Raw genomic sequence first — 22030 nt, 5'->3', positions numbered from 1 at the left:
GTAAGCCTGGGCCTCACCACTCTCACCCTGGCCGACCGAACCCTGCGAAGCCGCCCGGACCAGCCGACCGAGACCTGAAGCCGTATGCCCGCGCCCGGCGCAGAGGAGGGAGCTGCGTTGTCTGCCACGCTCGGCTGTCGCCCGGGTGTACTGGCGAGAATCCATCCGCGATCCACCCCCTGCGCAACGTCCCGGAGCAGGCGCCCGTCCGCGGCGATCGACAGGAGGGACTCCCCGGGGTGCACGCGCCGAGGTCCCGGTCTCACGGCCGGAGAGGCAACCCACGTCAGTGATCAGTATGTTGATCCATTCACCCGGCTCGGCGCTCCTGCCGGGCCCGGGCGGAGCCGCATCCTGGGCGTCACCACCCACCTGTCCGCGGCCTGGGTCGTGCAGGCCGCGAAGAATCTCGTCATGGGTGTGGCGGATGGAGACGGCCGGGCACGATTCCTCATTCGGGACCGGCACGGGAAGTTCCCCGCCCTGTTCGACGCCGTCCTCGCGAGGTCCTGGACCGCATCTTGATCTGGAACCAGCGGCACCTGATCCACGCTCGACCGGCAAGGGCAACGTTGGCGGACGTGGGCACACGTGCACGGGCCCTGTTCGCGGCCTCGCGCGAACAGGGCACTGCATGTGCTGGCCTGACCGAGGAAACCGCAGAACACGTACCCTCCCGCTGGAAGGGGTGAGTACGGTCTGCTTGAAAACCAGGTGACGCCCTACTTGAGGCCGAAGGCCCGGATCAGGGTCTGGTTCACCGTGTTTCCGCCGGTGTCCCGCGCGGTCGTGCGCAGGCTCACGTACCGGACGCCGGACGGTGCGTCGAGCAGAGCCGTCTGGCCACCGTCCGTACTGTGCAACGGTGTCGGGAGCCAGGTGGTCCCGTCGTCGTAGGAGACCTCCAGCTTGACATCGCGGACCGGGGCGGCGCCTGCGGCGCCCTTCATGTGCGACGCGGTGACGGTCAGCGCGGTCCGCCGGTGTGCCCGGCCGGACAGGTCGGTCTCCACCGCGTAGTCGAGCTGGATGAGCGGCAGGGGCGTGAGGGTCGTGTAGTCGGTGGTGCTGGAGGTGAATCCCCACTCGGTGCGGGTCCGAGTCGAGTACGGTCTGCCCGGCAGATCACGCGTGCCCTCGATGACGAGCCGGTACGGCTGTGTGTCCGGGGAGAGTCCGTCGACGGAGATGATCCGTTCGTTGGCGTCCTCGCCGAGCAGCTCGTCACCTTGGTAGAGGGAGATCCTCGAGGTGTCGCTGCCGGCCCACACGACGCCCGCGTGGCCGCCGGAGTCGCCCCAGGCGGTCATCGAGGACGTGCTCATGGAGTCGCCGACCCGGAAAGGTGCGTGATGGACGGCGTCGTTGAGCAGCCACGGCTTGTGAACGGGCGAGAACCAGGTCTCCTTCGCCACGCTGCGCGGCGCGTACGAGCGGACCGTCCCGCGTTCGCCGAGGTCGGCGACGGATGCCTCCGCGGTCCACCGGTCGTCGGGACCTGTTGTGACCCAGGATGTGAGGCTTCCCTGGGCCTGGATCGGCGTCGAATCGGCGCCCAGCACGACATCGGCACCGACAGCCAGGTCCCCGCGGAGTTCACGGCCCTCCGACTGTCGGGTGTCGCCGAACGACTCGTCGATCCGGGCCAGTTCACCGATGCCGGGGCGGTAGGACGGGTCGCGCGGGACGGCGTCCTCGTGATGCCGGACGAGGTCGTACAGGTAGCGCGGGTACGGGTGCGACACCACCTTCAGCGTCGCCTGGCCGGGCTTGCGGATGCGGCTCAGCAGTCGTGTGCTGTCGTCGGTGCCGAGGGAGGCGACCGGCAGCGGGGCGGCGTCGGGCAGATCGGCCCACAGGTCCAGTTTTCCGTAGCCGTCGTTGAGGATCAGCAGCTGTCGGGCGCCCGCCTGTGCCGCCGCGGCGGCCTGGTCCTGGGCGGGCACGGTGTCACTGCGCCGGACGACCGCCACCTGACCGCGCACCTCCAGCCCACGGAGGTCCGCCGCCGATCCGTCGCCGGCCCAGACCGCCCGGTAGGTACCGCTGCCCTCGGGCAGCTCGGGGGACTGGCTCTGGACGACGACGTCGTCGTACGCCTGCGAACCCGAAGAGAAGGTCAGCGGCGGCTGGATCTGCCGCCAACGGGTCGCGAAGGTGTAGGAGCCCTGCGTCACCTTCGGGGTCGGGGTCACCCACAGGCTGTCGTAGATCCAGTATTCCGGCATGTAGCTGTCCAGATAGGGCCGCATGTCGCCGTACGAACGGTACTGGTCCGCTCTTACGAAGCTGTTGGCGGTCGGCTCCGGGGTGAGGGCCGCCGCCTTGCGCAGGTCCGAGACGTCGAAGTGGATCGCGCCGTCGGTGTCGAGGTCGACCTGCGGCGCCGAGAAGACCCCGAGGCCCAGGGAGTGCGTCCCGTCGGCGCCGGGCACGGCTGCGTACATCCATACCGCGTAGGTACTCGGGACCATGCTCAGATTCAGCGAGCCGGAGTCGTCCACGGTGTACACCCGCGGTGCGGTGTTCCGCTTGATGTCCTTCAGAACGAGGGTGCCGGGGATCCCTCCGTGCGAGCCCTTCGCCGTCACCTCGAGTGTGACGCGCCGGCCCACCTTGTTCACACCGATCGGTGTGCGGGTGAGGACCGAGCCGTCGGGGCCGGTGGCGGTGAGCATGCCGGCGTAGGCGGCATTGTCCTGGGCCGCGTCGTAATGCGTGAGGAGGCCGACGGACGCCGTGCCGTGTGCGGGCACCGTCAGACGGTCGTCGGAGAGGGTGAACAGGCCCTGCGGGACGTTGGATCCGAACAGGTTCAGGTCCACCGTGACAGGTGTGGACCCGGTGTTCGTGTAGGTGACGTCCTTGCGATCGGTCTGTCCCGGTGTGTACGGGTAGTGGGCCTGGGTGAACGCCGACGACGGCGCGACCAGCGTGGCCCTGACGGCGGCCGCAATGTCGAGCCGGCCGCTGCCGCCCTGGTAGGGGCTGTACTGGCGGGTGCTCGACGTGGTGCTGACCAGCGCGTCCTTGAGCTGCCGGCCGGTCCAGTCCGGGTGCTTGGCCGCCAGCAGGGCCGCGGCGCCCGCCACGTGTGGGGTCGCCATCGAGGTGCCGCTCATGGTCGTGTAGGCGCCCTCGCCCTCCGGCGAGTACTGCGAGCGCGCGGCGAGTATGTCGACGCCCGGCGCGGTCAGATCGGGCTTGACGGCGTTGTCGCCGACGCGCGGGCCGCGGCTGGAGAACGCCGCGAGCTGGTCCATGCCCTTGCCCGGACCGTTCACCGCGCCGACGGTGAGGGCATCGTCCGCGGCACCCGGTGCGCTGACGGTGTACGGGTCGGGACCGGAGTTGCCGGCGGCGATGACGAACAGGGCCCCGGTCTCCTCGCTGAGCCGGTTCACGGCCTGGCTCAGCGGATCGGTGCCGTCGGTGGCGTCGCCACCCAGGCTCATGCTGATGACCTTGGCGTGCTGGTCCCGGGCGGCCCACTCCATGCCGGCGAGGATCCAGGAGTCCTGGCCGCTGCCGTCGTTGTCCAGGACCTTGCCGATGTGCAGGGACGCGCCCGGCGCGACGCCCTTCTCCTTGCCGTCGGAGGCGGCGCCGGTGCCGGCGATCGTCGAGGCGACGTGGGTGCCGTGGCCGTGCCGGTCGGTGACGTCCTCGCCGGGTACGAAGCTCTGCGTCGCCGCGATCCGTCCCGCGAAGTCCGGGTGCTCGGCGTCGATTCCGGTGTCCAGGACTGCGACGTCCACGCCCTGCCCGGTGTCTCCGCCCTGCCAGACCTCCGGGGCGCCGATCTGCGCGGTGCTGTCGGAGAGTGTGGCCTTGGCCTTGCCGTCCAGCCACACCTTGGCGATGCCGCCGGCCAGTTTCCCGGCCGACGGAGCCCTGCCGGCCGTCCGCGCGCCGTACGGGTCCGTCGAGGTGCCGGTGAGGGAGGACCAGAAGTCGGCCGCCTGTGCGTGCTCTGCGGAGATGGCGGCGCCCTGGATGCTGTTGAGCGTCAGGGTCCTGCGTGCACCGTCCGGGGTCTTCGCGCTCCGGGCACGGGCGGCGGCGTCGGTGTAGGTGACGATCAAGGGCAGCCGGTCGCTGCGGGCATCGTCGTAGCCGTCCTTGAGCAACTCGGTGACGTCGAACAGCCGCTTGTCGAGGGCCCCCGAGGCGATGTACGGCAGCGCCGCGTCCGGGTACACGTAGGTGTCGTCGCCCAACGATATGACGTGGGAGCCGCCCGACCTGCCGCGCGGATCGACCACGGACGTTGAGGAACGCCCGTCGGCGGTCGTGGAGACCGTCACCTTGTCACCGGTGATCAGAGTGACGACACGTGCGGAGCCGGCGCTCCGGACGGTGGAAACCGGCAAAGGGGCCGACGTGCCGGCCGACGCGGTCGGCACTGTGGCTGTCAATGCCGCCAGAACGGCGACGGCTGATGTCAGCCCGTGTCTGCGGGACGGAGGCATGCGCAAGAGAACCTCATGAACTAGAAGGGCAGGAGACTCCGCAGTCAGCCATCCGTTCGCCGTACTGTAAAGAAAGGTCTTTGACACTTGGGTGTCATGTCACTAAACGGACAGGATGCAAAACGGTGCAGTCGACCCACATGGGACACTCGGCGAAGACGGATGTCTCTCCGTCTGCCGCCGCGGCGTCGGCCTTCCCCACGGGCGTGTGCGGGTGATGTCGGGAGTGGACGACATGACGGAGAAGCAGGCACCGTTGGCGACGGTCGGTCTGGACGAGCAGACCGAGGAGGTGTACCGCCGACTGCTGGCACTCGGCGGCGGAACGGTCGACGACGTCGTCTCAGCGTTCGGGATGACCTATCCCGACGCACTCGCCCTGCTCGAAAGGCTCCACCACTCCGGCCTGGTCAGCCGCCGTTCCTCGGGCGAGTTCCTCACGGTCGATCCGCGGCACGCGCTGCGCGCACTGGTGGAGTCGCGTGAACGGCAACTGGCCGCCGTGCGGGATGCGGCGGGTCCGCTGGGGGAGATATTCGACGACGCGCGGCGCGGCAGCGCGGCCGCACCCGCGACCAGGACGATCAGCGGCCCGGAGGCGGTCGGCGACCACTACTACCGTCTGAAGCAGGCCGCCCAGGAGCAGTTCTCCGCGCTGGGACGCCCGCCGTTCCTCCTCGCTCCGAACGAGCCGATGGACGAAGCCGCGGTCGGGCGCGGCGTGCGAGTGCGTGCCGTCTACGCCGCCGCGAGTTTCGACACCGAAGCCGGCTGGCAGGAACTGGGCAGTCTCGTCTCGCGTGGCGAGGAAGCCAGGATCGTGCCGTCCCTGCCCATCAAACTGGCAATTGCCGACCGGTCGGCGGCCATGGTGTCACTGGACCTGTCGCCCGGCAGTTCTGAGTGCCTCTACACCGAAGCGCCGCCCTTGTTGGACGCGCTCACCGAGTTCTTCGAGCACTACTGGAGCGCAGCCTCCCCCCTGAGCGGTGTCCCCGGCCCCCGGTCGGCGGCGCCGGCCGTCATGAGCGATGAGCCCCGGCCTCCCACCGACGATGAGCGCAAACTCCTCGCGTTCTTCGCCGCGGGTGTCAAAGACGACACCATCGCCCGCCAGTTCGGGATCTCGACGCGGACGCTGAGGCGCCGCATCCAGGACCTCTACGGGGAACTGGGCACCACCAACCGGTTCGGCGCCGGCGTGGCCGCGGCGCGACGAGGGTGGGTCTGAGGTACTCCGACGACGCACGGTTCGCCGCCGGGCCAGGTGCACCAAGACGATCCCCGCAGGTCCCACCATGCCCCTGGCCCTTCGAACACCCCGGCGCCGCGGACAGACACAACCCGCCCGCCCACGGCGCTGCTTCACTCTCCCAGGCCATGCCGCCTCCTCCCCACTGGGGCACGCGAATGAGAACCAAGGGAGCGCGGCAGCAATGTTCGATGCCGGCGGCGCGGCGCACGGTCGGTGACGCCGGGGTAGATGCCGGAGCAACTCCATGGTGTCAGGAACCCCTGGGACCGGTCATGCGGGCTTGAGTCTCTCCCCGCGGGAGGGTCCAGGGTCACGGTCATGAGCACCAACGATTTCGACGGACGGCTCGCCGTGGTGGCGGGCGGCAGCAAGGGAGCCGGGCTGGCGACAGCGCGCCGGCTCCGAGACGGCGGGGCGCGGGTCGTCACCATCGCCCGTACACCGCCGGAAACGGCCGATCCTCTTTACGTGCAGGCCGACCTGAGCGCCCCCGAGGGGGCAGCTTCGGCGGCCGTCGCAGTGGCCGAGCTCATCGGTGTGCCGGACATCCTGGTGCATGTCGTGGGCGGCTCCCGTGCCCCGGCCGGCGGGTATGCGGCCCTGGACGATGCCTTGTGGGCGGAGGAACTCGCGCTCAACTTGTTCCCTGCTGTCCGGCTGGATCGCGCGCTGGTCCCCGCAATGGTCTCCCGCGGCTCGGGCGCCGTGGTGCACGTGACATCGATTCAGCGCCGGATGCCGCTTCACGACTCGACACTGGCGTACGCGGCGGCCAAGAGCGCCCTTGCCACCTACAGCAAGGGTCTCGCGAACGAGGTCGCGCCGGCCGGTGTCCGGGTCAACTCGGTCGCTCCCGGCTTCATCCGCACCGACGGTGCCGAGCATCTCCTCGCGCGCCGAATGAGCGAGGGCGACATCACGCGTGAGGCCGCGCTCGACGACCTGATGCAGGTCCTGGGCGGTATTCCCCTGGGGCGGCCCGCCGAGCCGGAAGAGGTGGCCGAACTGATCGCCTTCCTGGCCTCGCACCGGGCGAGCGCGATCACCGGCGCCGAGCATGTCGTCGACGGCGGCACCATCCGCACACTCTGAACCCGCCGCCTCACCACGAAACCGGAGAAGAGGAAAACCATGCAGGACATCGAGCAGTTCGCCGAGGAGTACTTCGCCGCGGCGGCCGACGCGGACCGAGAGCGCTACTTCGCGCTCTTCGGCGACGACGTCGTCGTACACGACGACGGACGTACTCACCGGGGGCTCGCGGCCGTGCGCCAGTGGCGCAACGAGGTCCCGCCGGTCCGTTACGACCTCCGCAAGGTCGCCGGTACGGTCACAGCGTGTCAGGCTGTCACGGAGATCTCCGGTCACTTCCCCGGCAGCCCGGTCACCCTCCGTTTCACCTTCACACGCGACGCACAGGGGAAGATCACCCTGCTGGACATCACCCCTGAAACCCAGACCTGAGCCGATCCGGACACACCGCGAGGAGGGCACCATGGCCGAGCGACTGACCATCGGAGAGTTCTCCCGGATCACGCACCTGAGCATCCGCGCGCTGCGCCGCTACCACGAGCAGGACCTCCTCGTCCCCGCAGACGTCGACCCGGCCACGGGCTACCGCTACTACGCGCCCGCGCAGGTCCGGCCGGCGCTGGCCATCAGGCGACTGCGCGAGCTGGACCTCCCGCTGGCGGACCTCCGGCTCTTCCTCAGGGCCGAGTCCGCCGGCGGGGACGAGACGGGCCACGGTGCGGCACAACAGATCGTCGCCACTCACCTCCGACGGCTCGAAGACCGGCTCGGCCGCACTCAGCGGGCGGTCGAGGCGCTTCGGGAACTCCTCGACCCACAGGCGGAGCGGACGGTGAGCCTGGAGGTCCTTCCGCGTCAGCGCGTCCTCGCCGTGTCACTCCAGGTCCCACCGGGAGCCGGACTGAGCTGGTACGAGACGGCGATGCGCGACCTGGACGCTGCGGCTGGCCGACGCCCGGTATCCCCGCCGGGTGGCCGCTACGAGCACGAGCTCTTCACCGAGGGCCACGGCCGCGCCACGGTCTACCTCCCGGCCGAGATGCCGCTGCCACCGGGCGCACCGGCCACCGTGAAAGAACTCTGGCTGCCTCAGCGATCCGCCGCCGTCGCCACCCACGTCGGTGCGCACGACGATCTCGACCTCACCTACGGCGCCGTGGGCTCCTTCGCCGCTAGCAACGGGCTGCGCTCCCAGAACCTCGTCGAGGAGGTCTACCTCGTCGGGCCACGCGACACCGACCAGCCCGACCGCTGGCGCACCCTCGTGGCATGGCTGATCGCCTCTGACGCCGGTCACTCCAAGGGGCTCGTGCCCACCTAAAGGGCGGTGCGGGTCAGGACGTTGGTGACGGCGCGTAGTGGTGGGCAAGGTTGGTGGCGAGGTCACGGAGGTGAGCCCTGGCTTCGGTGGGGCCGTGCACAGAGCTTCTTCGACTGCCACCGCCGGGCCTTCGCCCACTTCGGCGGTGTCCCTATGGCGATCGTCTACGACCGCACGAAGACTGTCGTCCGCCGCCACGTTGCTCCTGGCGGGGCCGTTCCGCTGCATCCGAAGGCGGTCGGGTTCGCCGGCCACTACGACTTCGACATCGACGTGCTGGCCGCCTACCGGCCCACGGGCAAAGGCCGGGTCGAGCGGCAGGTTCTCATCGTCCGCGACCACGTTCTGTCCGGCCGGTCCTTTTCGCCCATCGAGGAGATGGACGTCGCCTTCGCCACCTGGGTCCCGCAGCAACGGTCCCAGGTCCACAGGACTCGCCAGCAGATCATCGGAGAGCGCGCGGCCCGTGACCGCGCGGCCCTCGAGCCGCTGCCGCCGACCCCGTACCTGGTGGCCGAGCGGCATCCGCGGCCGGTCGGCGGCTCACCACCCTCCCCGGCCGACTTGGGAGGCATGCGGGGCACCGCGGGTGGCGCCGTCGGTGAAGGAGGGGGCGCGGTCGCGGCAGACGATCTCGATGCCGGGCCGCCTGGCGAGCCATGCCGCGAGGGTGTCCGCCCCCCCGGTCAGACAGAGCATCGATCGGACGACGCGTCTCGGCATCGATGAGCACGTTTCCGCAAATCCGGCCCTTGCGCTGGGCGTATTCGTCCACGCGGGTACGGCGATGGGCGGGTCCGGCAGCGAGGTGATCAGCCTCAGCAGCTCGGCTCCCCCATCGCCAGCGGCGTAATGCCGGCCGCGGTGAACACGGCGGTCAGCTCACGACCGTGCCCAGGCCGAGCTCGCGCAGCAGGGCGTCGGTGGGCGCCTTGGTGCCCGCGTTGATCGCCGTGACGGCCCGGCCGAGCATGAACCGGTCGACGCTGACGCGCTCGGGGCGCTGCCCGCCGGGGGTGTCGACGAGGTGGGCGACGGCGTCGGCCACCTCGCGTGGGTCGGGCGGCTGCGGGCCGGCGAAGATGGCGCCGACCTGCTGCATGAACGCGCCGGCCAGTTGGAGCACCTCGGCGTAGTCGGCCAGGCGGTTCTCGTCCGCGCCGACGACCTGGGAGGCCGCGAGGTTGCTGGGGAACGCGCCGGGCTGGACGATCGACACGTCGATGCCGAGCGGGCGCAGCTCGTAACGGTAGGCCTGGGCGAGGGCTTCGAGGCCGAACTTGCTGGCCGAGTAGGCGCCCATGCCGGGCACCGTGAGCCGTCCGGCGCCGCTGGAGAGAAAGACCAGCAGCCCCGACCGGCGCCGGCGCAGGTATGGCAGGACGGCGCGGGTGACGCGCTGCGGGCCGACAAGGTTGGTGTCGAGCACATCGAGCAGCTGGCTGCTGGTGACGCTCTCTCCGATGCCAGTGATCGCGTACGCGGCGTTGTTGACCACGACGTCCAGCCCGCCCGCCCGCTCGATGGCGGCGGCGACGCCCGCCTCGACCGCCTCGTCGTCGCGGACATCCATCTCCACCACCAGGATCCGGCCCGGCGAGCCGTCCCCCGTCTTGATCAGCGTCTCCGCTGCGGCCCGGTCCTTGCCCTGCGGGGCGCGCATGGTGGCGACCACGGTGTGACCGCGCTCGGCGAGCACCTCGGCCGTGCGCCGGCCCAGCCCGCTCGATGTGCCGGTCACGAGAACTGTCTGCGGCATTGTCGTCTCCTCGCTATGCGTCGGCGTATGAGTAATCATCTGTTTACCGTCGAGAGAGCGCGAAAGTCAACGCCTGTATACCGACTTGGTCAACATTCGTATACTGGCGGGATGGATGCCACGGAGACGACCAGCACCGCGGCGGAGAGCCGCCGCGCCCGACGCGAAAGCACCCGGGCCGCGATCCTGCAAGCCGCCCGTGAGGCGTGGGCCGAACGCGCCTACGACGACATCGGCCTGCGCGACATCGCCGGCCGGGCCGGAGTCACCGCCGCCATGGTCAATCGCTACTTCGGCACCAAGGAAGGCCTGTTCCGGGAGGCGGTCGGAACACGCGATCCCAGCCCGCCCGGCCTCAACTCCATCGACCCGGCAGAGTTCGGGCCGACCCTCGCCGCACTGCTCCTCGGCGGCGGCCACCAGGCCACGTCGCACGAGGTGCAGGACGCCTACGACCCCCTGCTCATCCTGCTGCGCTCGGCCGCCAGCCACTCCGCCCGGCCGGTCCTGCGCGACTACATCGAGCAGACGGTGATCCCACCGCTCGCCGACTACTTCGACTACTTCCGCACCGACGGCCCGGCAGCCCGCGAACGCGCCGTCCTCACCCTGTCCCTGGTTCTGGGGATCAACGTGCTCGGCCGCATGCTCGAAGTCGAGCCACTCAAGGCCGCTGAGGGCGACCCGACTGCCGGCCCCGGGCTGAAGAACATCCTCGGCGCCATGCTCCAGGCCGCGGCGGACACCCCCTTGCAAGGCGAGACCACCACCGACCCCGAGCCGGATCGGTCAGCCAGCCGGTGACGCGCCAGCCGCAGGTGGGTGCCGACGGTCCGCATCCTGCTTGCCGGTAAGTCCGCTTGCACCCGGGGCGCTGCGCCTCCCGCTCAGCGGCACGGCGGCGCTTGTCCTCCGCGTCGGCGCGGGCCTCCTGCTCGCGAAAGAGGGCATCGCCGTCGGGGTTGTCGAGCGCGGCCGTCAGCACCAGGCCCTCCCGGCCGGTGGGCGGGTGTACCCGCCGCCACGCGGAGGGGGTGATGGAGGGGTCCGCGGAGGGGGTCTTTCTGGTCCGGTCAAGGGGCTGCTCGGGCTCGTCTGCGGTGCTCGCCACAGGGTGCTCCTGGAAGGTGGGGCGGGCCCGTCCCGCCGTTCACCTTCTACAGGTGCGGTCTTCGGCCCTCGTCTGACGCCGGTCCTTGAAGAACCTCTCCGCTGTGACCGCATCGGCAATGGGCGGTCTCCTCCTCACTCCACGCGGCGTGGCTTGTGGTGGGCGACCTTCAGGCGGATGTCGGTAGGCATGTCAGGGCGGCCGGTAGACCGACGGGCGGTGCTGAGCGGGCCTTCGCAGAGGGCACCGAGAGTGGCGTCGGGCGCACGGTCAGGGGTGAGGGTGAGCGTGATGTGGGTGCGGGGGTGGGCGGGTCGGCCGGTGATGCGTACGGCCGCACGCTTGACCCCCGGCAGGGCACCGGCTTCGGTCGCGATCGCGTCGCTGAGTGCGCGGTCGCGCAGTTCGACGCCCTGCTGCGGTGATGTGCCGCCGACGGGCAACTCTCCGGGGCGGCGTCGGCTCAGCTGAGCGAGCAGCCACCACAGGGCGAGCAGGGCGGCGAGGCCGAGGACGGCGATGACCGCGGGCCACCACCACCAGCCCTGGCCGCTCCAGCGGGCCCGGTCGGAGGAGGCGAGCAGGACGTCGTCCGGGTCGGTCAGGGGCCAGCCGGCGGGTGGGATCAGTTCGTGTCGCCGGTAGAGGTCGAGCCCGGCGAAGAGGACCAGCAGTCCGCCGCCGAGCAGGGCCAGTCCGGCGAGGGTCAGCAGGGTGCGGTTGAGTGCGGATCGCGACGTCATGGCGGACTCCCGGTGCTGCGGTTGTCGGTCAGCCGGTGTGTCGCCGCACCCGTACGCGGATGCGGGGAGGACGGGCGAGGGCCAGCCGGTCGCGTTCCTCGTCGAGGACGGCGGTGAGGTCGTCCTTCACCTGCCGGGGGTCACGGAAGCGGGCGTCCGCGCGCGCTTTGATGCGGTGTCGGCGCACCCGGATGCGTGCCGCGCCGACTCCGGGGACCCGTAGCGCGGCGTCACGCAGCAGGCTGGCGGCGCCGTCGCGGTCCAGGGCGGCCCGCAGCCGTGGGCAGTGGGCGGGGGAGCGCTGGGGCAGCCAGTGGCGTAGCCCGGGGGTGAGGGCCAGGACGATCAGCCAGGCGCCGACGGCAGCTGCCACGGCGGCGCCCGTGAGCACCCACACGTCGTCCACGGCGCGGGTGGCCAGTTCGTCGGCCAGGAGCCGTCGCCAGGCCACCGCCGGGCGTCCCGCACGTACGGCGATGATGTCGATCAGCGCCGCGACCACCGCCACGAGGATCACCGAGGCGACCAGGGCGGCCGGGATGCGGCGCGCGGACCACGGCCGGTGGGACCGGTGTCCTGCGTCGCGCTCACCGGACGTGGGGCCCGGTCCGGAAACGTCGCGTTCGGGTGGTTCGGGCTGCTTTGCCAACGGCATCCTGGTTCGCGATGCGGAGGGCGTGGAGTCGCGGCCGGAGGGGCCGGGGTCGGGTGTCATCACGGAGCTCCTTCCTCCACGGCGTGCCCGGCGAGCCGGGTCGCGTGGCCGCTCACCGGACCCTCCCCCGGCTCGTGTCGGCGGCGGTCACCAGCCGCCGGACGGTGAGGACGACCTCTCCCACCCGCAGGCCGGTCAGCTGGGTCACCTTTTCGGTGACGTCCTGCTGGATCCGCTCACACACCCCGGGGATGTCGATGGGATAGGGCAGATCCATGGTCAGGTGCAGGCGCACCGAATCGATACGGACGGCGGCGGAGGCGCTGGGTGCCTCCGGGCTGTCCCGGCCGGGCGGTACGGCGGCGCGCCGGGACTGCGCCATGCGCGCGGCCTGGGCGGCGATACGGGCGACCACCCGGTCGGGGATGACGGTGGCGCCCCGCTCGACAGGGGGCGGCAAGCCGGTGGTCCGCGCCGGTGGGGCGGACCCCTCGCCAGGGGAACCTGGCCGCGTCTTCACCGCTGCCTCCGTGTCCGCACATCGAGGTCGCCCTGCACGACGAGGCCGACGATCAACCCCGCCGCACCCAGGAAGAGGACCAGCAGAAAGGCCCAGAAGCCACCGAAGTAACCGGCGAAGCCCAGGGCTATGCCGGCCGCGAGGCCCGTCGTTCCTGCGTTCATCATGCACTCACCCGTCTCGCGGACCTACGTACGTCGCCGTCCGCGCGATTACCCGCATCGCACCGGACGCGGTGGCGGATCACTTGACGCGACCCTCGTCCGGTTCGGCCTGTTCCTCCTCGTCAGGGAGATGGACGTCGTCGACGACGATGTTCACCTCGACGACCTCCAGTCCCGTCATCCGCTCCACGGCGCCGATGACATTGGTGCGTACGTCGCCGGCGACGTCCACGATGGAGACGCCGTACTCGACGACGACGTCCAGGTCCACCGCAGCCTGGCGCTCGCCGACCTCGACCTTCACTCCGCGGGTGACGGCTCCGCCGCCGCCGGGGACGCGTTCCCGCACGGCGCCCAAGGCGCGCGCCATGCCCGCTCCCAGGTTGAAGATGCCCGGTACCTCGCGGGCGGCCATGCCCGCGATCTTGGCCACCACGCCGTCCGCGATGGTGGTCTTCCCCCGCGTTTCGGCCGGAGCTCCGGCCCCGGTACGGCCCTTCAGCGCGCTCACGCCCGCATCCGGCCGGTTGCCCCCGCCGACGCTGGTGGTGTTCTCCGTCATGGCGGTCGCCTCGATCGATAGGTCGGACACCAGTGCGGCGCCCGTCACAAGGTTGGACATACGGGGCGGCGGATGTCTCACGCACATGCGGCGGATACCTCACACACATCGAGTGCGGCGTGCCTCACGAACGGCCTGTCGGGTACCTGGACGGTCCGAGGCTTGTGCGAGGGCGCCATGACCGAACGCGCTGTACCCCCATCGGCGAATCGCGACCTCTTGGGACGCGACCTGCCGGACCGGCTCCTGGCCGTACGGGCGGCCGATGGAGACGAGGACTCCTTCGCCGTTCTCGTCCAGCGGCACGGCCGAGCCCTCCTCTCCCTGGCCCGCTGCCTGCTCGGCAACCCCCAGGACGCCGAGGAAGCGGTCCAGGACGCCTTCGTCAGTGCCTGGCGGCGACTGCCGGAATACCGTCACAGCGCGGAGTTCCGTACCTGGATGTACCGGATCACTCTCAACCGCTGCCTGACCATGCGCCGGCGCCGGCCGCCGCCCGTCTCCCTCGACACCGTCGTCGAGCCCGCAGCGGAAGACGCCTGGAGCCAGCCCGCCCGGTCCGCCGAGCAGGCCGCGGCCACCGCCGCCCTGTCTCACGCGCTCGCCGAACTGGACGCCGGCCAGCGGCTCTGCTGGATCCTGAGAGAAGTACAGGGCCTGTCCTACAAAGAGATCGCCCGCGTGACGCGGACCAGCGAGCAGACGGTGCGGGGCAGACTGTTCAGGGCACGCCGATCCCTGCAGGAGGCGATGGACCCATGGCGCTAGACGACCCGCACGCTCGGCCTTCCGAACCCCCCGGAGCCGACGGGCCCGGTACCGGCCCAGCCGCCGACATCTCCCCGTTCGAAGGTGATGAGGTACTGCCCTGCGGCCGACTGCTCAGCCGGGTCTGGGAGCAGGCCCGGGACGCCGCGCCGAACGCGGACCCGCACACCGTCTCCTGTCCACACTGCGGCGAGGCCGTCGAGGGACTGGCCACGGTCAACGCGGCCACACGGGCGCTGCGCGACGACGTTCCCGGCCTCCACGCACTCGCCGACCGCGTCATGAACATCGTCAAAGCAGAAGTACGGCTCGGGCGGCTACTGCCTCTGGCCGACCCGGACCGGGACCTGCGGATCTCCGAAAGCGCCGCAGCGAAGGTACTGCGGCAGGCCGCGGACACAGTCCCCGGCGTCGCGGTCGCGACCTGCCGGCTCGTACCCGAGGGCGAAGGCACCGACGTACAGGTGACCATGACCCTGGCCGCCGCTCTTGACGGCCCGCTGCCCGACCGCGTCCACCAGGTGCGCCGATCCGTCCTCCGCTCGGCCGCACAGGACCTAGGTCTCGCCGTGACGGCCGTGGACATCACCGTCGTCGACGTCCTGGAGCCGGAGCCGCTCCTCCCACCCGGCAGCGGTCCATCATGACCGTCAACCGCACGACCACCCTCCTCGGCGTCGCGGCCGAAGCGGCCCTTGCGGTTCCCGGCGTAACGGGCCTGCAACCCCGTCTCTCCCGTCGTCTCGCGGCCGCCGCCGCGCCCACCTTGACGGGCGCCACGCCCTCCCACACATCACCCGAGGCGGGTATCCGCGCCGACCGAGCACCGGATGGATCGGGATGGCACGTCGAGGTGCGCTGCGTCCTGACCAAGGACCGGCGGGCGCTGGACGTCACCCAGAACGTCCACGACCGGGTGCGGGCCGCCGTCACCTCCCACCTCTCCGCCCTCGACGCCGTGGAGCGGGTTACCGTCACGGTCACCGTGACCCGTATCGCCACCTGGTACGACGGGGCGTGAGACCGGCTGCGCGTCCCCCGTGACAGCGGCCATACCAACGGCCAACACGATGAGCTGGATCGCCCCCCAGGGGCCGTGTCCGGGCATTGTCTACGGACCCCCCGGCTCTGCGCGGCCATCATCGACCGCCTCACCTTCAGCGGCACGATCATCGAGACCGGCACCGACTCCTACCGCCTCCCCAGCACCCGAGCCCGCGCCGAGGAGGCAGCCAAAGCCGGCTGATCTCTGCCACTACCCTCCTCGACGGCCCGCTGCCCTCCGGCGGCGGGCCGTCCTCGCTGAACCCGGTCGTTCCATCCGGCAGGCTCACTCAATCCACGGTCCGTCAAGCGGCCGCTTCGATGCCTGACGCCCGCAGCTTGCGCGCGTGCCGCCCAGGCCGCCGACGCCGCCGCCCGCGAGTTCGCCGACGCCGAACCGCGCATGCCGAGCTGCTCGTAGACGTCACGACTCGTGAATAGAGCCATCGTGACCGTGGCCGCAGACGCGTCCATTCAGCCGCTCATCGCCGTTCATGACGATCAGCACGCGAAGGAGGCGCCGGCTCTCTTGGTCTCACAGCATCGCATCCGCCATACGCATCGCTTCCGCCGCTACATGCCTCGACGGCCAGCCGCCCTGACGGGCGGCTGGCCGTCCCACGTCCCCTCACTCACTCCGCAGTGCCGCCACAGGCGGCTGGCCGCCTCAGAGCCCTGAGGCGACTGCGGTGCAAGAACGAAGGCGCCATGGAGAAGACGGCGGCCTGGCCCGTCAGCGCGGTGCTCAACATCGTGGCCGATGCCGCGGGCGAGGACCTGCGCAACCGCGTCCTGCTCCAGCTCCCGCCGGCTCCGACCTGCCTCTGGGACGTCCTCAGCCGAGCTGACCACCCGCCGGACTGGCGAAGCCGCGTGGGTCAGATGACGCCGACGGCGGTGGCCTGAGGACCCTTCGGTCCCTGGGTGACCTCGTACTCGACCCGCTGCCCCTCCTCCAGGCTGCGGTAGCCGGCGGCCTGAATCTCGGAGTAGTGGACGAAGAGACCGGGACCGCTGTCCTGCTCGATGAAGCCGAAGCCCTTGTCCGCGTTGAACCATTTGACTGGGCCCTGCGCCACGCTTGCTCCCGCTGTGTCGTACCGGTGCCGGCGGCGCTCACGCCTTCTTCCGGCCGGTGGCCGACACGCCTGCCCGGTGGGACGGTCCCCCCTTGCCGGTCGCGAGCCCGACGGACTGGATCACAGAGACCGGCAGGACTCCCGGCCAGCCCAACAACCGCGTCCCGGCGGTTGCGGAGCCGGTCCGTACGTGCAGACCAGGGATCACGGTCTCACACCACTGCTGATGGTCGTGTGTCACGCTTCATCATGCCTGGCCCTGACTGAGCGCTGTGGGGACACTCCGAGCCCGGCTCCATGATCCACAGCCAGCACGGTGCCGGGCCGGTCAAGTCCGTCTCCCTTACAGCAGGCGGCGCCCGGAGACGGCACCGCCCAGGTCGTCGGCCAGGGCGATGCGGGCGGTGATGCGTTTGCCGACCGGTTCGCGCTGCGCCTCGAACCCCTGAGCGACGGCCATGACGATCTCCAGGCCGTGCTGACCGACCCGGCCGGCGTCCGCGGCCCGGGCGACCGGCAGCACGGGGTCGGAGTCCCACACGACGACTTCGACCGTGTCACCGGTGATGCGCAGCTCGAGCAGCACCGGGCCGGGGGCGTACTTGTGGGCGTTGGTGACCAGTTCGCTCACCACCAGCTGGGTGACGTCCATGGCGCGCTGGGAGACGGGCAGGCCGTGCTCGGCCTGGACCCGGGTGAGGAAGCCGACGGCCAGATGGCGGGCGTGGGCGATGTCCTCGCCGTCTCCGACCAGCGCGGCGCTGGCCTGTATGACGGGCGTGTCCGGCGCTGCGCCGTGTGCCGGCGCCGGGTCTGGTTCGATCACGGCCGCCATCGCTTCCCGCTCGCTGAGTCCCGACGCGCTTACCCGCCTTGCCGCGGATCACGCCATACCTTTTTGTGGGACCGGACACACATCGGTGCTGCTCGTACCCTGCCGGACGGCACTGCACCCAAGGGTGTGCGTGTGCCAGGATCACCGGCATGCCTGAGCCAGAAACGACGAGCACCGAACACGCTGGGCGGACCGGCCGGCTGTCGGTCACGGCCACCGCCACCGACGGCATCCGCGTGCTGACCCTGGCCGGAGAGATCGACCACCACACCGGCGACACCCTCCGCCAAGCCCTGGGCACATCCCACACGCCCCGCCCCCGCATCGTGGTCGACCTGCACCAGGTCACCTTCATGGACTCCAGCGGCATCAACATCCTCATCGCCGCCCACCAAGCCCTCAGCGAGGCCGGCGGCTGGCTACGCCTGGCCGCCGTCGGCGCATCCGTGAGGCGCACCCTCAGCCTCGTCGGCGTCGACGCCGTCATCGACTGCCGCGAAACCCTCCGCCAAGCCCTCACCACCTGACCGACACTCGGCCCTCGGCATCAAGTGCTCCATACTGGCGGGATGGGCGCCAAGACCGAGCTGTTTCATGCCGTTCCTGCCGAGGTGCGGCCCTACCTGACGGAGCTCGTACGCCGCACGCGCGCGGTGTGCGGCTCCCGGCTGACAGGAGTGGTCGCGGTCGGTTCCCTCGCGCTCGGCGACTACCGGCATGGCCGCAGTGACATCGACGTCACGGTCGTCGTAGAGGGCCCGCCTGAGGCCGCGACCCTGCGGGCACTGGCCGACGCTCTCGATCACCGGCAGCTGCCGTGCCCGGCGGCGGGGCTGGAACTGGTCGTCTACGCGGCGGACTTCGCCCGTGTCCCGTCCGGACAGGCCGGCTACCTGCTGGATCTCAACACTGGCGCTCAGCTGCCGGGCCGGACCGCCTTCGACACGACCGGGGCACCGTCGTTCTGGTACGTCATCGACCGCTCCGTGGCCCATCAGGACGGGATTGCGCTGTACGGGCCGCCCGCATCGGAGGTGATCGCGGCGCCCCGGCCGACGGACCTGTACACCGCGATCCGGGCCTCGGTGCGCGAGCACAGCGACGGTATGGGGCATCTCGCCGACAACCGGGTCCTCAACGGCTGCCGCTCCGTGGTCTACTGCCGCACCGGCCGCTGGTTCGCCAAACGCGACGCGGCCGGGCAAGTCGCCGCCGCGCAGGAGGACTTCCGCCCGCTGATCGAGGCCGCGATCCGCAGCTTCGAACGTCCTCGCGCCGCCGCGCTGCCCCTGCCCGGTCCCCAAGTCCGGGCGTTCCTCAGCTGGGTACGAGCCCGCGTCGACGAGAACGCCGCGGCGGCCGGCGCCTGACAGGGCATCGCCGCGGTGGAGGACCAAGAGGTCGCGGTATGCCTTGAGGTCATGAGGCGCGCGGTTTCCCGCGTACTCTCCGGGCCACGGGGCCCGTGGCGTGGCCCCGATGTGGGGACAACGCGGGCCTTCAGGGCGCTGGCGGGTGCGTCTGGCTGAATGGCTCTGCCTAAGAATCAGGCACGTCTCGTGAACCGCACCCGATGCACGTCACGTTCATGGCATGCGGTCCTTCGGATGCTGCTCAGCTTTCGCGGTGCGCTGCTTTGTCGGTGGGGACGCGTAGCGTTGGCCGGCACACCGAACTCGCAGCAGGAATCGTCATGCCACTCACTGGGGAGCACCCACTTCCGTCGCCGTGCCCGCCGGGCGCCGGCGTCGGCCGCGGCGGTCGTCGGTCCGCCATGGCCAGGCGTCGTGCGCCGACTACGGCTGCACCCGCGCCGAGTGCCGCCAGGCAGCACTGCGTGCCCGCCGCCGGACAGTGCTCAGCCGAATGACCAAGGCTCAGCTGGACAGGTGCGCGGACGCGGGATTCGTCTGTTGCCCCGTCCCGGCCGGAGGCAGCCACGGCTGACGAACTGGCCTTCCGGCACAACCGCCGGCCGCGCCCGAGGCCCCGCCCGTGAAGCTCACCGCCAACGACAAGTGGGCGCTGAGCGCGTCGGCCAGGCGCCGGTACTGCGACGACGTGTGCCGGGCCCAGGCGTACCGGGCCCGGCGGGTGTCCGACCGGATCATGGCCTTGGGGATGCTGCTGGCCGAAGCGGAGTAAACCGGCGACCGACGCATGATCACGCTGTTGACCTGCCCGGAGTGCGGCCGGATCTCCTTCGCCGGCAGCGACCGCCGCCGCGACGCGGTGTACTGCTCCGGCCGCTGCCGCTCCCGAACGTGGCGCCACCGCGCAGCCCGCCGCCTCTGCCGCACGGCTGTCCGACCTGTGACAGTGAATCTTGACCGTTTGCCATCGAAGCCAGCGAATATTGACCGCCCACGTCAATGTGCTGCATACCGTCTCGATTGTCGGTGGCTCCGGAGCGGGGCAGGGCGCTGAGGCGGACTCATCGGCACCGGAGCCGAAACGCCTGCGCGGTTTCGAAGTAGCGAGAACACCCTTGATCTGTGAGCGGCCGCAGCCCGTTTTCGGTGGCCCGGTCATCCAGTCGGCCCAGATGCCGGACTGTGAGCGGAGGGGCTCAGCGCAGCCGTCGCGCACGCAGCACCAAGTCGTCGGTATGGTGCGCGCCGGCGCCGCCGTCGGGTGCCACGCGTGGTCGCTGCTCGTTCACCTCCACTTTCCAGTCGTCGGTGAGCAGGGCGGCGACCATCGAGGGCCAGACGTAGTCAGCCGGGTCGAAGCCGCTGTCATGCGCCTGCTGGATGTCCATCCCCGCGTGGTGTACGAGCAGCAGCACGCCGCCGGGCGCGACGGCCGCGAGCAGCGCTCGCTCGGCTGCGGCGTCGGGGGTGCGCAGCAGGGCTGGATACTGCGCGGAGACCAGGTCGAACGAGGCCGGCGGGAGCGCCGCTTCCGTCAGCGCGGCGTGTACCCAGCGAACGGCGACGCCTGCGTCCCGCGCGTGCCGGGCCGCCCGCTCCAGTGCCACGCCCGAGACCTCGAGCGCGGTCACGTCCCAGCCGCCTCGCGCCAGCCAGACGGCGTCCGCGCCCTCGCCGCAGCCGACGTCGAGCACCCGCCCGGGCGTGAGCCCGGCGACCTCGGTCACGAGCGCACCGTTGGGCCGGCCGCTCCACAGTTGTTGTCGGTCGGCGTATCGGTTGTCCCACTCCGCCCGCACGGCGGGGTCCCCGACGTATCCGTCGCCAGGGAAGGAAGTGTCAGGCGCGGGCGATCCCGCTGTGATGTTGTCGGTCACGGGCCCAACGTCGCCCATCACGGCCCGGTCACGCCACTCCTGTTGCCGCTCTGGCAAAACGGCGTCCAAGGGGCGAGGATCAGCCGGGCGTAGTCGCACTGGACGTCACCGAAACAGACCGGCCGCGGCATCCTTGAGCTGCGCAGTCAATCTTCGATGGCACACACCGTCGTCCATCGATCTTCAGGGCCACGGCGGCCTGCAGGGCCCGCTCGCTGCGCGGTCGACGGCATGGAGGGACCATCACCGCCCACCGCGGTCAGCCGTTCACCCGCAGAGCGGCGTTGCGGATCGCCCGCCGGCTCCTTCCAGAGGCGGAGCAGAAAGAGGACGGGATGGGGACGTCCTCGTACGGGGTAGGCGAGCGGGACGACGCGGGGCGGTCCGGCGCGCTGCTTGAGGAAGGTCGACGTATGCAATTCGACGACGATGCTGCTCTGGACACGTCCGAGGTCGAGGACGGCCGGGGAGGTGCGCTGGGCGGGATACCGGGCGGCGGGAAGACCATCGGCGGCGGGCTGGTCGGGCTCGTGGTGCTGGTCGCGTCCGTGCTCTTGGGTGTCGACCCGGGCATGTTCGGCTCGGGCAGCGGCGACACGTCCTCGTCCGGCAGGTCAGCCGCGGACCTCGCGGCGGACTGCCGGACCGGTGCTGACGCCAACCGCAAGGAGGAGTGCCGGATCGTCGCCGTGGTCGACAGCGTGCAGGCATTCTGGAAGCAGACGGAGACAGCCGCCGGCAAGCCCTACCAGCAGGCCCCGACGTTCCTGTTCACCGGCAGTGTGAACACCGGTTGCGGGAACGCGACGTCCGACGTCGGCCCCTTCTACTGCTCAGCCGATGACAAGGTCTATCTCGACCTCGGCTTCTTCAACGATCTGAGCAGCAAGTTCGGCGCCAAAGGCGGCCCCTTCGCCGAGGCCTACGTCATCGCGCACAAATACGGCCACCACCTCCAGGACCTCAGCGGAACGATCTCCCGCGGCAGCGGAGAGGGCCAGAACAGCGGCTCGGTGAAACTCGAGTTGCAGGCGGACTGCTACGCCGGAGTGTGGGCCCACCACGCCACCACCACCCCCGACCCCAAGAGCGGTAAGCCACTGATCACCGACTTGACGAAGGACGACATCAACCGCGGGCTGGACGCTGCCGCCGCCGTCGGAGACGACCGTATCCAGCAGCGCTACCAGGGCAAGGTCACACCCGACACCTGGACCCACGGCTCAGCGAGCCAGCGTCAGCAATGGTTCTCCACCGGCTACCGCACCGGCCGCGTCGCCAGCTGCGACACGTTCAGCTGACCACACCGACAGCCACGGCACGACGCCCGGCTGTGGGCCGCCGCCGACAGGCGGACCGCGCATTACGCCGCGCCGCTCGCCGGGTGGGTTCGGGCGGCTGTAGCAACTGGACGCCGTCGACCTCGATGACGACGCGGAAGCGGTTCGGGGCCAGGAGCC

The 22030-nt window shown here is 70.8% G+C and carries 22 protein-coding genes and 3 pseudogenes; 15 read left to right on the top strand and 10 right to left on the bottom strand.

Going from position 1 to position 22030, the window contains the following annotated elements:
- Positions 1 to 722: 722 nt before the first annotated feature.
- Entirely contained in the window at positions 723 to 4307 is a 3585-nt protein-coding gene (locus tag ABZV94_RS10930) for a S8 family serine peptidase (RefSeq protein WP_356339504.1), read from the bottom strand.
- Between the two features lie 400 nt (positions 4308 to 4707).
- On the opposite strand from ABZV94_RS10930, the gene ABZV94_RS10925 reads away from it, so the two are divergent.
- From ABZV94_RS10925 to ABZV94_RS10905, 5 genes and pseudogenes are all read left to right on the top strand, one after another.
- Entirely contained in the window at positions 4708 to 5703 is a 996-nt protein-coding gene (locus ABZV94_RS10925; RefSeq protein ID WP_356339502.1) for a LuxR family transcriptional regulator, read from the top strand.
- A gap of 342 nt (positions 5704 to 6045) precedes the next feature.
- Positions 6046 to 6819: an SDR family oxidoreductase gene (locus tag ABZV94_RS10920; RefSeq protein ID WP_356339500.1), complete on the top strand. Its 774-nt coding sequence runs from the start codon at positions 6046 to 6048 to the stop codon at positions 6817 to 6819.
- 39 nt (positions 6820 to 6858) lie between these two features.
- Positions 6859 to 7191: a nuclear transport factor 2 family protein gene (locus ABZV94_RS10915; RefSeq protein ID WP_356339499.1), complete on the top strand. Its 333-nt coding sequence runs from the start codon at positions 6859 to 6861 to the stop codon at positions 7189 to 7191.
- A gap of 31 nt (positions 7192 to 7222) precedes the next feature.
- Positions 7223 to 8080, top strand: a complete 858-nt coding sequence (locus tag ABZV94_RS10910) for a MerR family transcriptional regulator (protein WP_356339497.1) — start codon at positions 7223 to 7225, stop codon at positions 8078 to 8080.
- 99 nt (positions 8081 to 8179) lie between these two features.
- Positions 8180 to 8620 (top strand): annotated as a pseudogene (locus ABZV94_RS10905) (IS21 family transposase); the annotation flags it as partial.
- 337 nt (positions 8621 to 8957) lie between these two features.
- Here ABZV94_RS10905 and ABZV94_RS10900 read toward each other — a convergent pair.
- Complete coding sequence (locus ABZV94_RS10900) at positions 8958 to 9839, bottom strand: SDR family oxidoreductase (RefSeq protein WP_356339495.1); 882 nt, start codon at positions 9837 to 9839, stop codon at positions 8958 to 8960.
- Positions 9840 to 9950: 111 nt separating this feature from the next.
- Between ABZV94_RS10900 and ABZV94_RS10895 the strand changes: the two genes are divergently transcribed.
- Positions 9951 to 10643, top strand: a complete 693-nt coding sequence (locus tag ABZV94_RS10895) for a TetR family transcriptional regulator (RefSeq protein WP_356339492.1) — start codon at positions 9951 to 9953, stop codon at positions 10641 to 10643.
- A 441-nt stretch (positions 10644 to 11084) separates the two neighbouring features.
- Here the strand turns inward: ABZV94_RS10895 and ABZV94_RS10890 are convergent, their stop codons facing one another.
- The 5 genes from ABZV94_RS10890 to ABZV94_RS10870 form a co-directional block, all read right to left on the bottom strand.
- Positions 11085 to 11693 (bottom strand): alkaline shock response membrane anchor protein AmaP, encoded by a 609-nt coding sequence (locus ABZV94_RS10890; RefSeq protein ID WP_356339490.1) that lies wholly within the window; start codon positions 11691 to 11693, stop codon positions 11085 to 11087.
- Positions 11694 to 11721: 28 nt separating this feature from the next.
- Complete coding sequence (locus tag ABZV94_RS10885; RefSeq protein WP_356339539.1) at positions 11722 to 12348, bottom strand: DUF6286 domain-containing protein; 627 nt, start codon at positions 12346 to 12348, stop codon at positions 11722 to 11724.
- 112 nt (positions 12349 to 12460) lie between these two features.
- Positions 12461 to 12808, bottom strand: a complete 348-nt coding sequence (locus ABZV94_RS10880) for an Asp23/Gls24 family envelope stress response protein (protein ID WP_356339488.1) — start codon at positions 12806 to 12808, stop codon at positions 12461 to 12463.
- A gap of 56 nt (positions 12809 to 12864) precedes the next feature.
- Positions 12865 to 13035: a hypothetical protein gene (locus ABZV94_RS10875; RefSeq protein ID WP_356339541.1), complete on the bottom strand. Its 171-nt coding sequence runs from the start codon at positions 13033 to 13035 to the stop codon at positions 12865 to 12867.
- Positions 13036 to 13111: 76 nt separating this feature from the next.
- Entirely contained in the window at positions 13112 to 13594 is a 483-nt protein-coding gene (locus tag ABZV94_RS10870) for an Asp23/Gls24 family envelope stress response protein (protein WP_356339537.1), read from the bottom strand.
- Between the two features lie 219 nt (positions 13595 to 13813).
- Here ABZV94_RS10870 and ABZV94_RS10865 point away from each other — a divergent pair, with 219 nt between their 5' ends.
- The 5 genes and pseudogenes from ABZV94_RS10865 to ABZV94_RS10845 form a co-directional block, all read left to right on the top strand.
- Positions 13814 to 14362, top strand: coding sequence for an RNA polymerase sigma factor (locus ABZV94_RS10865; RefSeq protein WP_356339485.1), 549 nt, complete (start codon positions 13814 to 13816; stop codon positions 14360 to 14362).
- A complete protein-coding gene (locus ABZV94_RS10860) occupies positions 14353 to 15009 on the top strand; it encodes a hypothetical protein (RefSeq protein ID WP_356339484.1) in 657 nt (218 codons plus the stop codon). The genes ABZV94_RS10865 and ABZV94_RS10860 overlap by 10 nt, the downstream gene beginning before the upstream one ends.
- Positions 15006 to 15383 (top strand): hypothetical protein, encoded by a 378-nt coding sequence (locus ABZV94_RS10855; protein ID WP_356339481.1) that lies wholly within the window; start codon positions 15006 to 15008, stop codon positions 15381 to 15383. The genes ABZV94_RS10860 and ABZV94_RS10855 overlap by 4 nt, the downstream gene beginning before the upstream one ends.
- 99 nt (positions 15384 to 15482) lie before the next feature.
- Positions 15483 to 15608, top strand: a pseudogene (locus tag ABZV94_RS10850) (AAA family ATPase); the annotation flags it as partial.
- Between the two features lie 443 nt (positions 15609 to 16051).
- Positions 16052 to 16254 (top strand): annotated as a pseudogene (locus ABZV94_RS10845) (DUF2267 domain-containing protein); the annotation flags it as partial.
- Positions 16255 to 16284: 30 nt separating this feature from the next.
- Here the strand turns inward: ABZV94_RS10845 and ABZV94_RS10840 are convergent.
- The gene (locus tag ABZV94_RS10840; protein WP_356339479.1) at positions 16285 to 16485 is read right to left on the bottom strand and encodes a cold-shock protein; all 201 of its coding nucleotides are present in this window, start codon (positions 16483 to 16485) and stop codon (positions 16285 to 16287) included.
- Positions 16486 to 16828: 343 nt separating this feature from the next.
- Positions 16829 to 17239 carry an ATP-binding protein gene (locus tag ABZV94_RS10835; RefSeq protein ID WP_356339535.1) on the bottom strand — a complete coding sequence of 137 codons (411 nt, stop codon included), beginning with the start codon at positions 17237 to 17239 and terminating at the stop codon, positions 16829 to 16831.
- Between the two features lie 230 nt (positions 17240 to 17469).
- Here ABZV94_RS10835 and ABZV94_RS10830 point away from each other — a divergent pair, with 230 nt between their 5' ends.
- The 3 genes from ABZV94_RS10830 to ABZV94_RS10820 all read left to right on the top strand — a co-directional run bounded on the left by ABZV94_RS10830 (position 17470) and on the right by ABZV94_RS10820 (position 19465).
- The gene (locus ABZV94_RS10830; protein ID WP_356339477.1) at positions 17470 to 17847 is read left to right on the top strand and encodes an STAS domain-containing protein; all 378 of its coding nucleotides are present in this window, start codon (positions 17470 to 17472) and stop codon (positions 17845 to 17847) included.
- 42 nt (positions 17848 to 17889) lie between these two features.
- A complete protein-coding gene (locus ABZV94_RS10825) occupies positions 17890 to 18690 on the top strand; it encodes an aminoglycoside adenylyltransferase domain-containing protein (protein WP_356339474.1) in 801 nt (266 codons plus the stop codon).
- Between the two features lie 625 nt (positions 18691 to 19315).
- Positions 19316 to 19465 carry a hypothetical protein gene (locus ABZV94_RS10820; protein ID WP_356339472.1) on the top strand — a complete coding sequence of 50 codons (150 nt, stop codon included), beginning with the start codon at positions 19316 to 19318 and terminating at the stop codon, positions 19463 to 19465.
- Positions 19466 to 19889: 424 nt separating this feature from the next.
- Here the strand turns inward: ABZV94_RS10820 and ABZV94_RS10815 are convergent, their stop codons facing one another.
- Positions 19890 to 20570, bottom strand: coding sequence for a class I SAM-dependent methyltransferase (locus tag ABZV94_RS10815; RefSeq protein ID WP_356339470.1), 681 nt, complete (start codon positions 20568 to 20570; stop codon positions 19890 to 19892).
- Positions 20571 to 20983: 413 nt separating this feature from the next.
- Here ABZV94_RS10815 and ABZV94_RS10810 point away from each other — a divergent pair, with 413 nt between their 5' ends.
- Positions 20984 to 21871 (top strand): neutral zinc metallopeptidase, encoded by an 888-nt coding sequence (locus ABZV94_RS10810; RefSeq protein ID WP_356339534.1) that lies wholly within the window; start codon positions 20984 to 20986, stop codon positions 21869 to 21871.
- Positions 21872 to 22030 lie beyond the last annotated feature (159 nt).

Source organism: Streptomyces sp. NPDC004658, from assembly GCF_040609555.1.
Lineage (GTDB): Bacteria > Actinomycetota > Actinomycetes > Streptomycetales > Streptomycetaceae > Streptomyces.
Note: the sequence above shows the minus strand (reverse complement) of the source record. Positions and strands in the feature narration are given on the sequence as shown.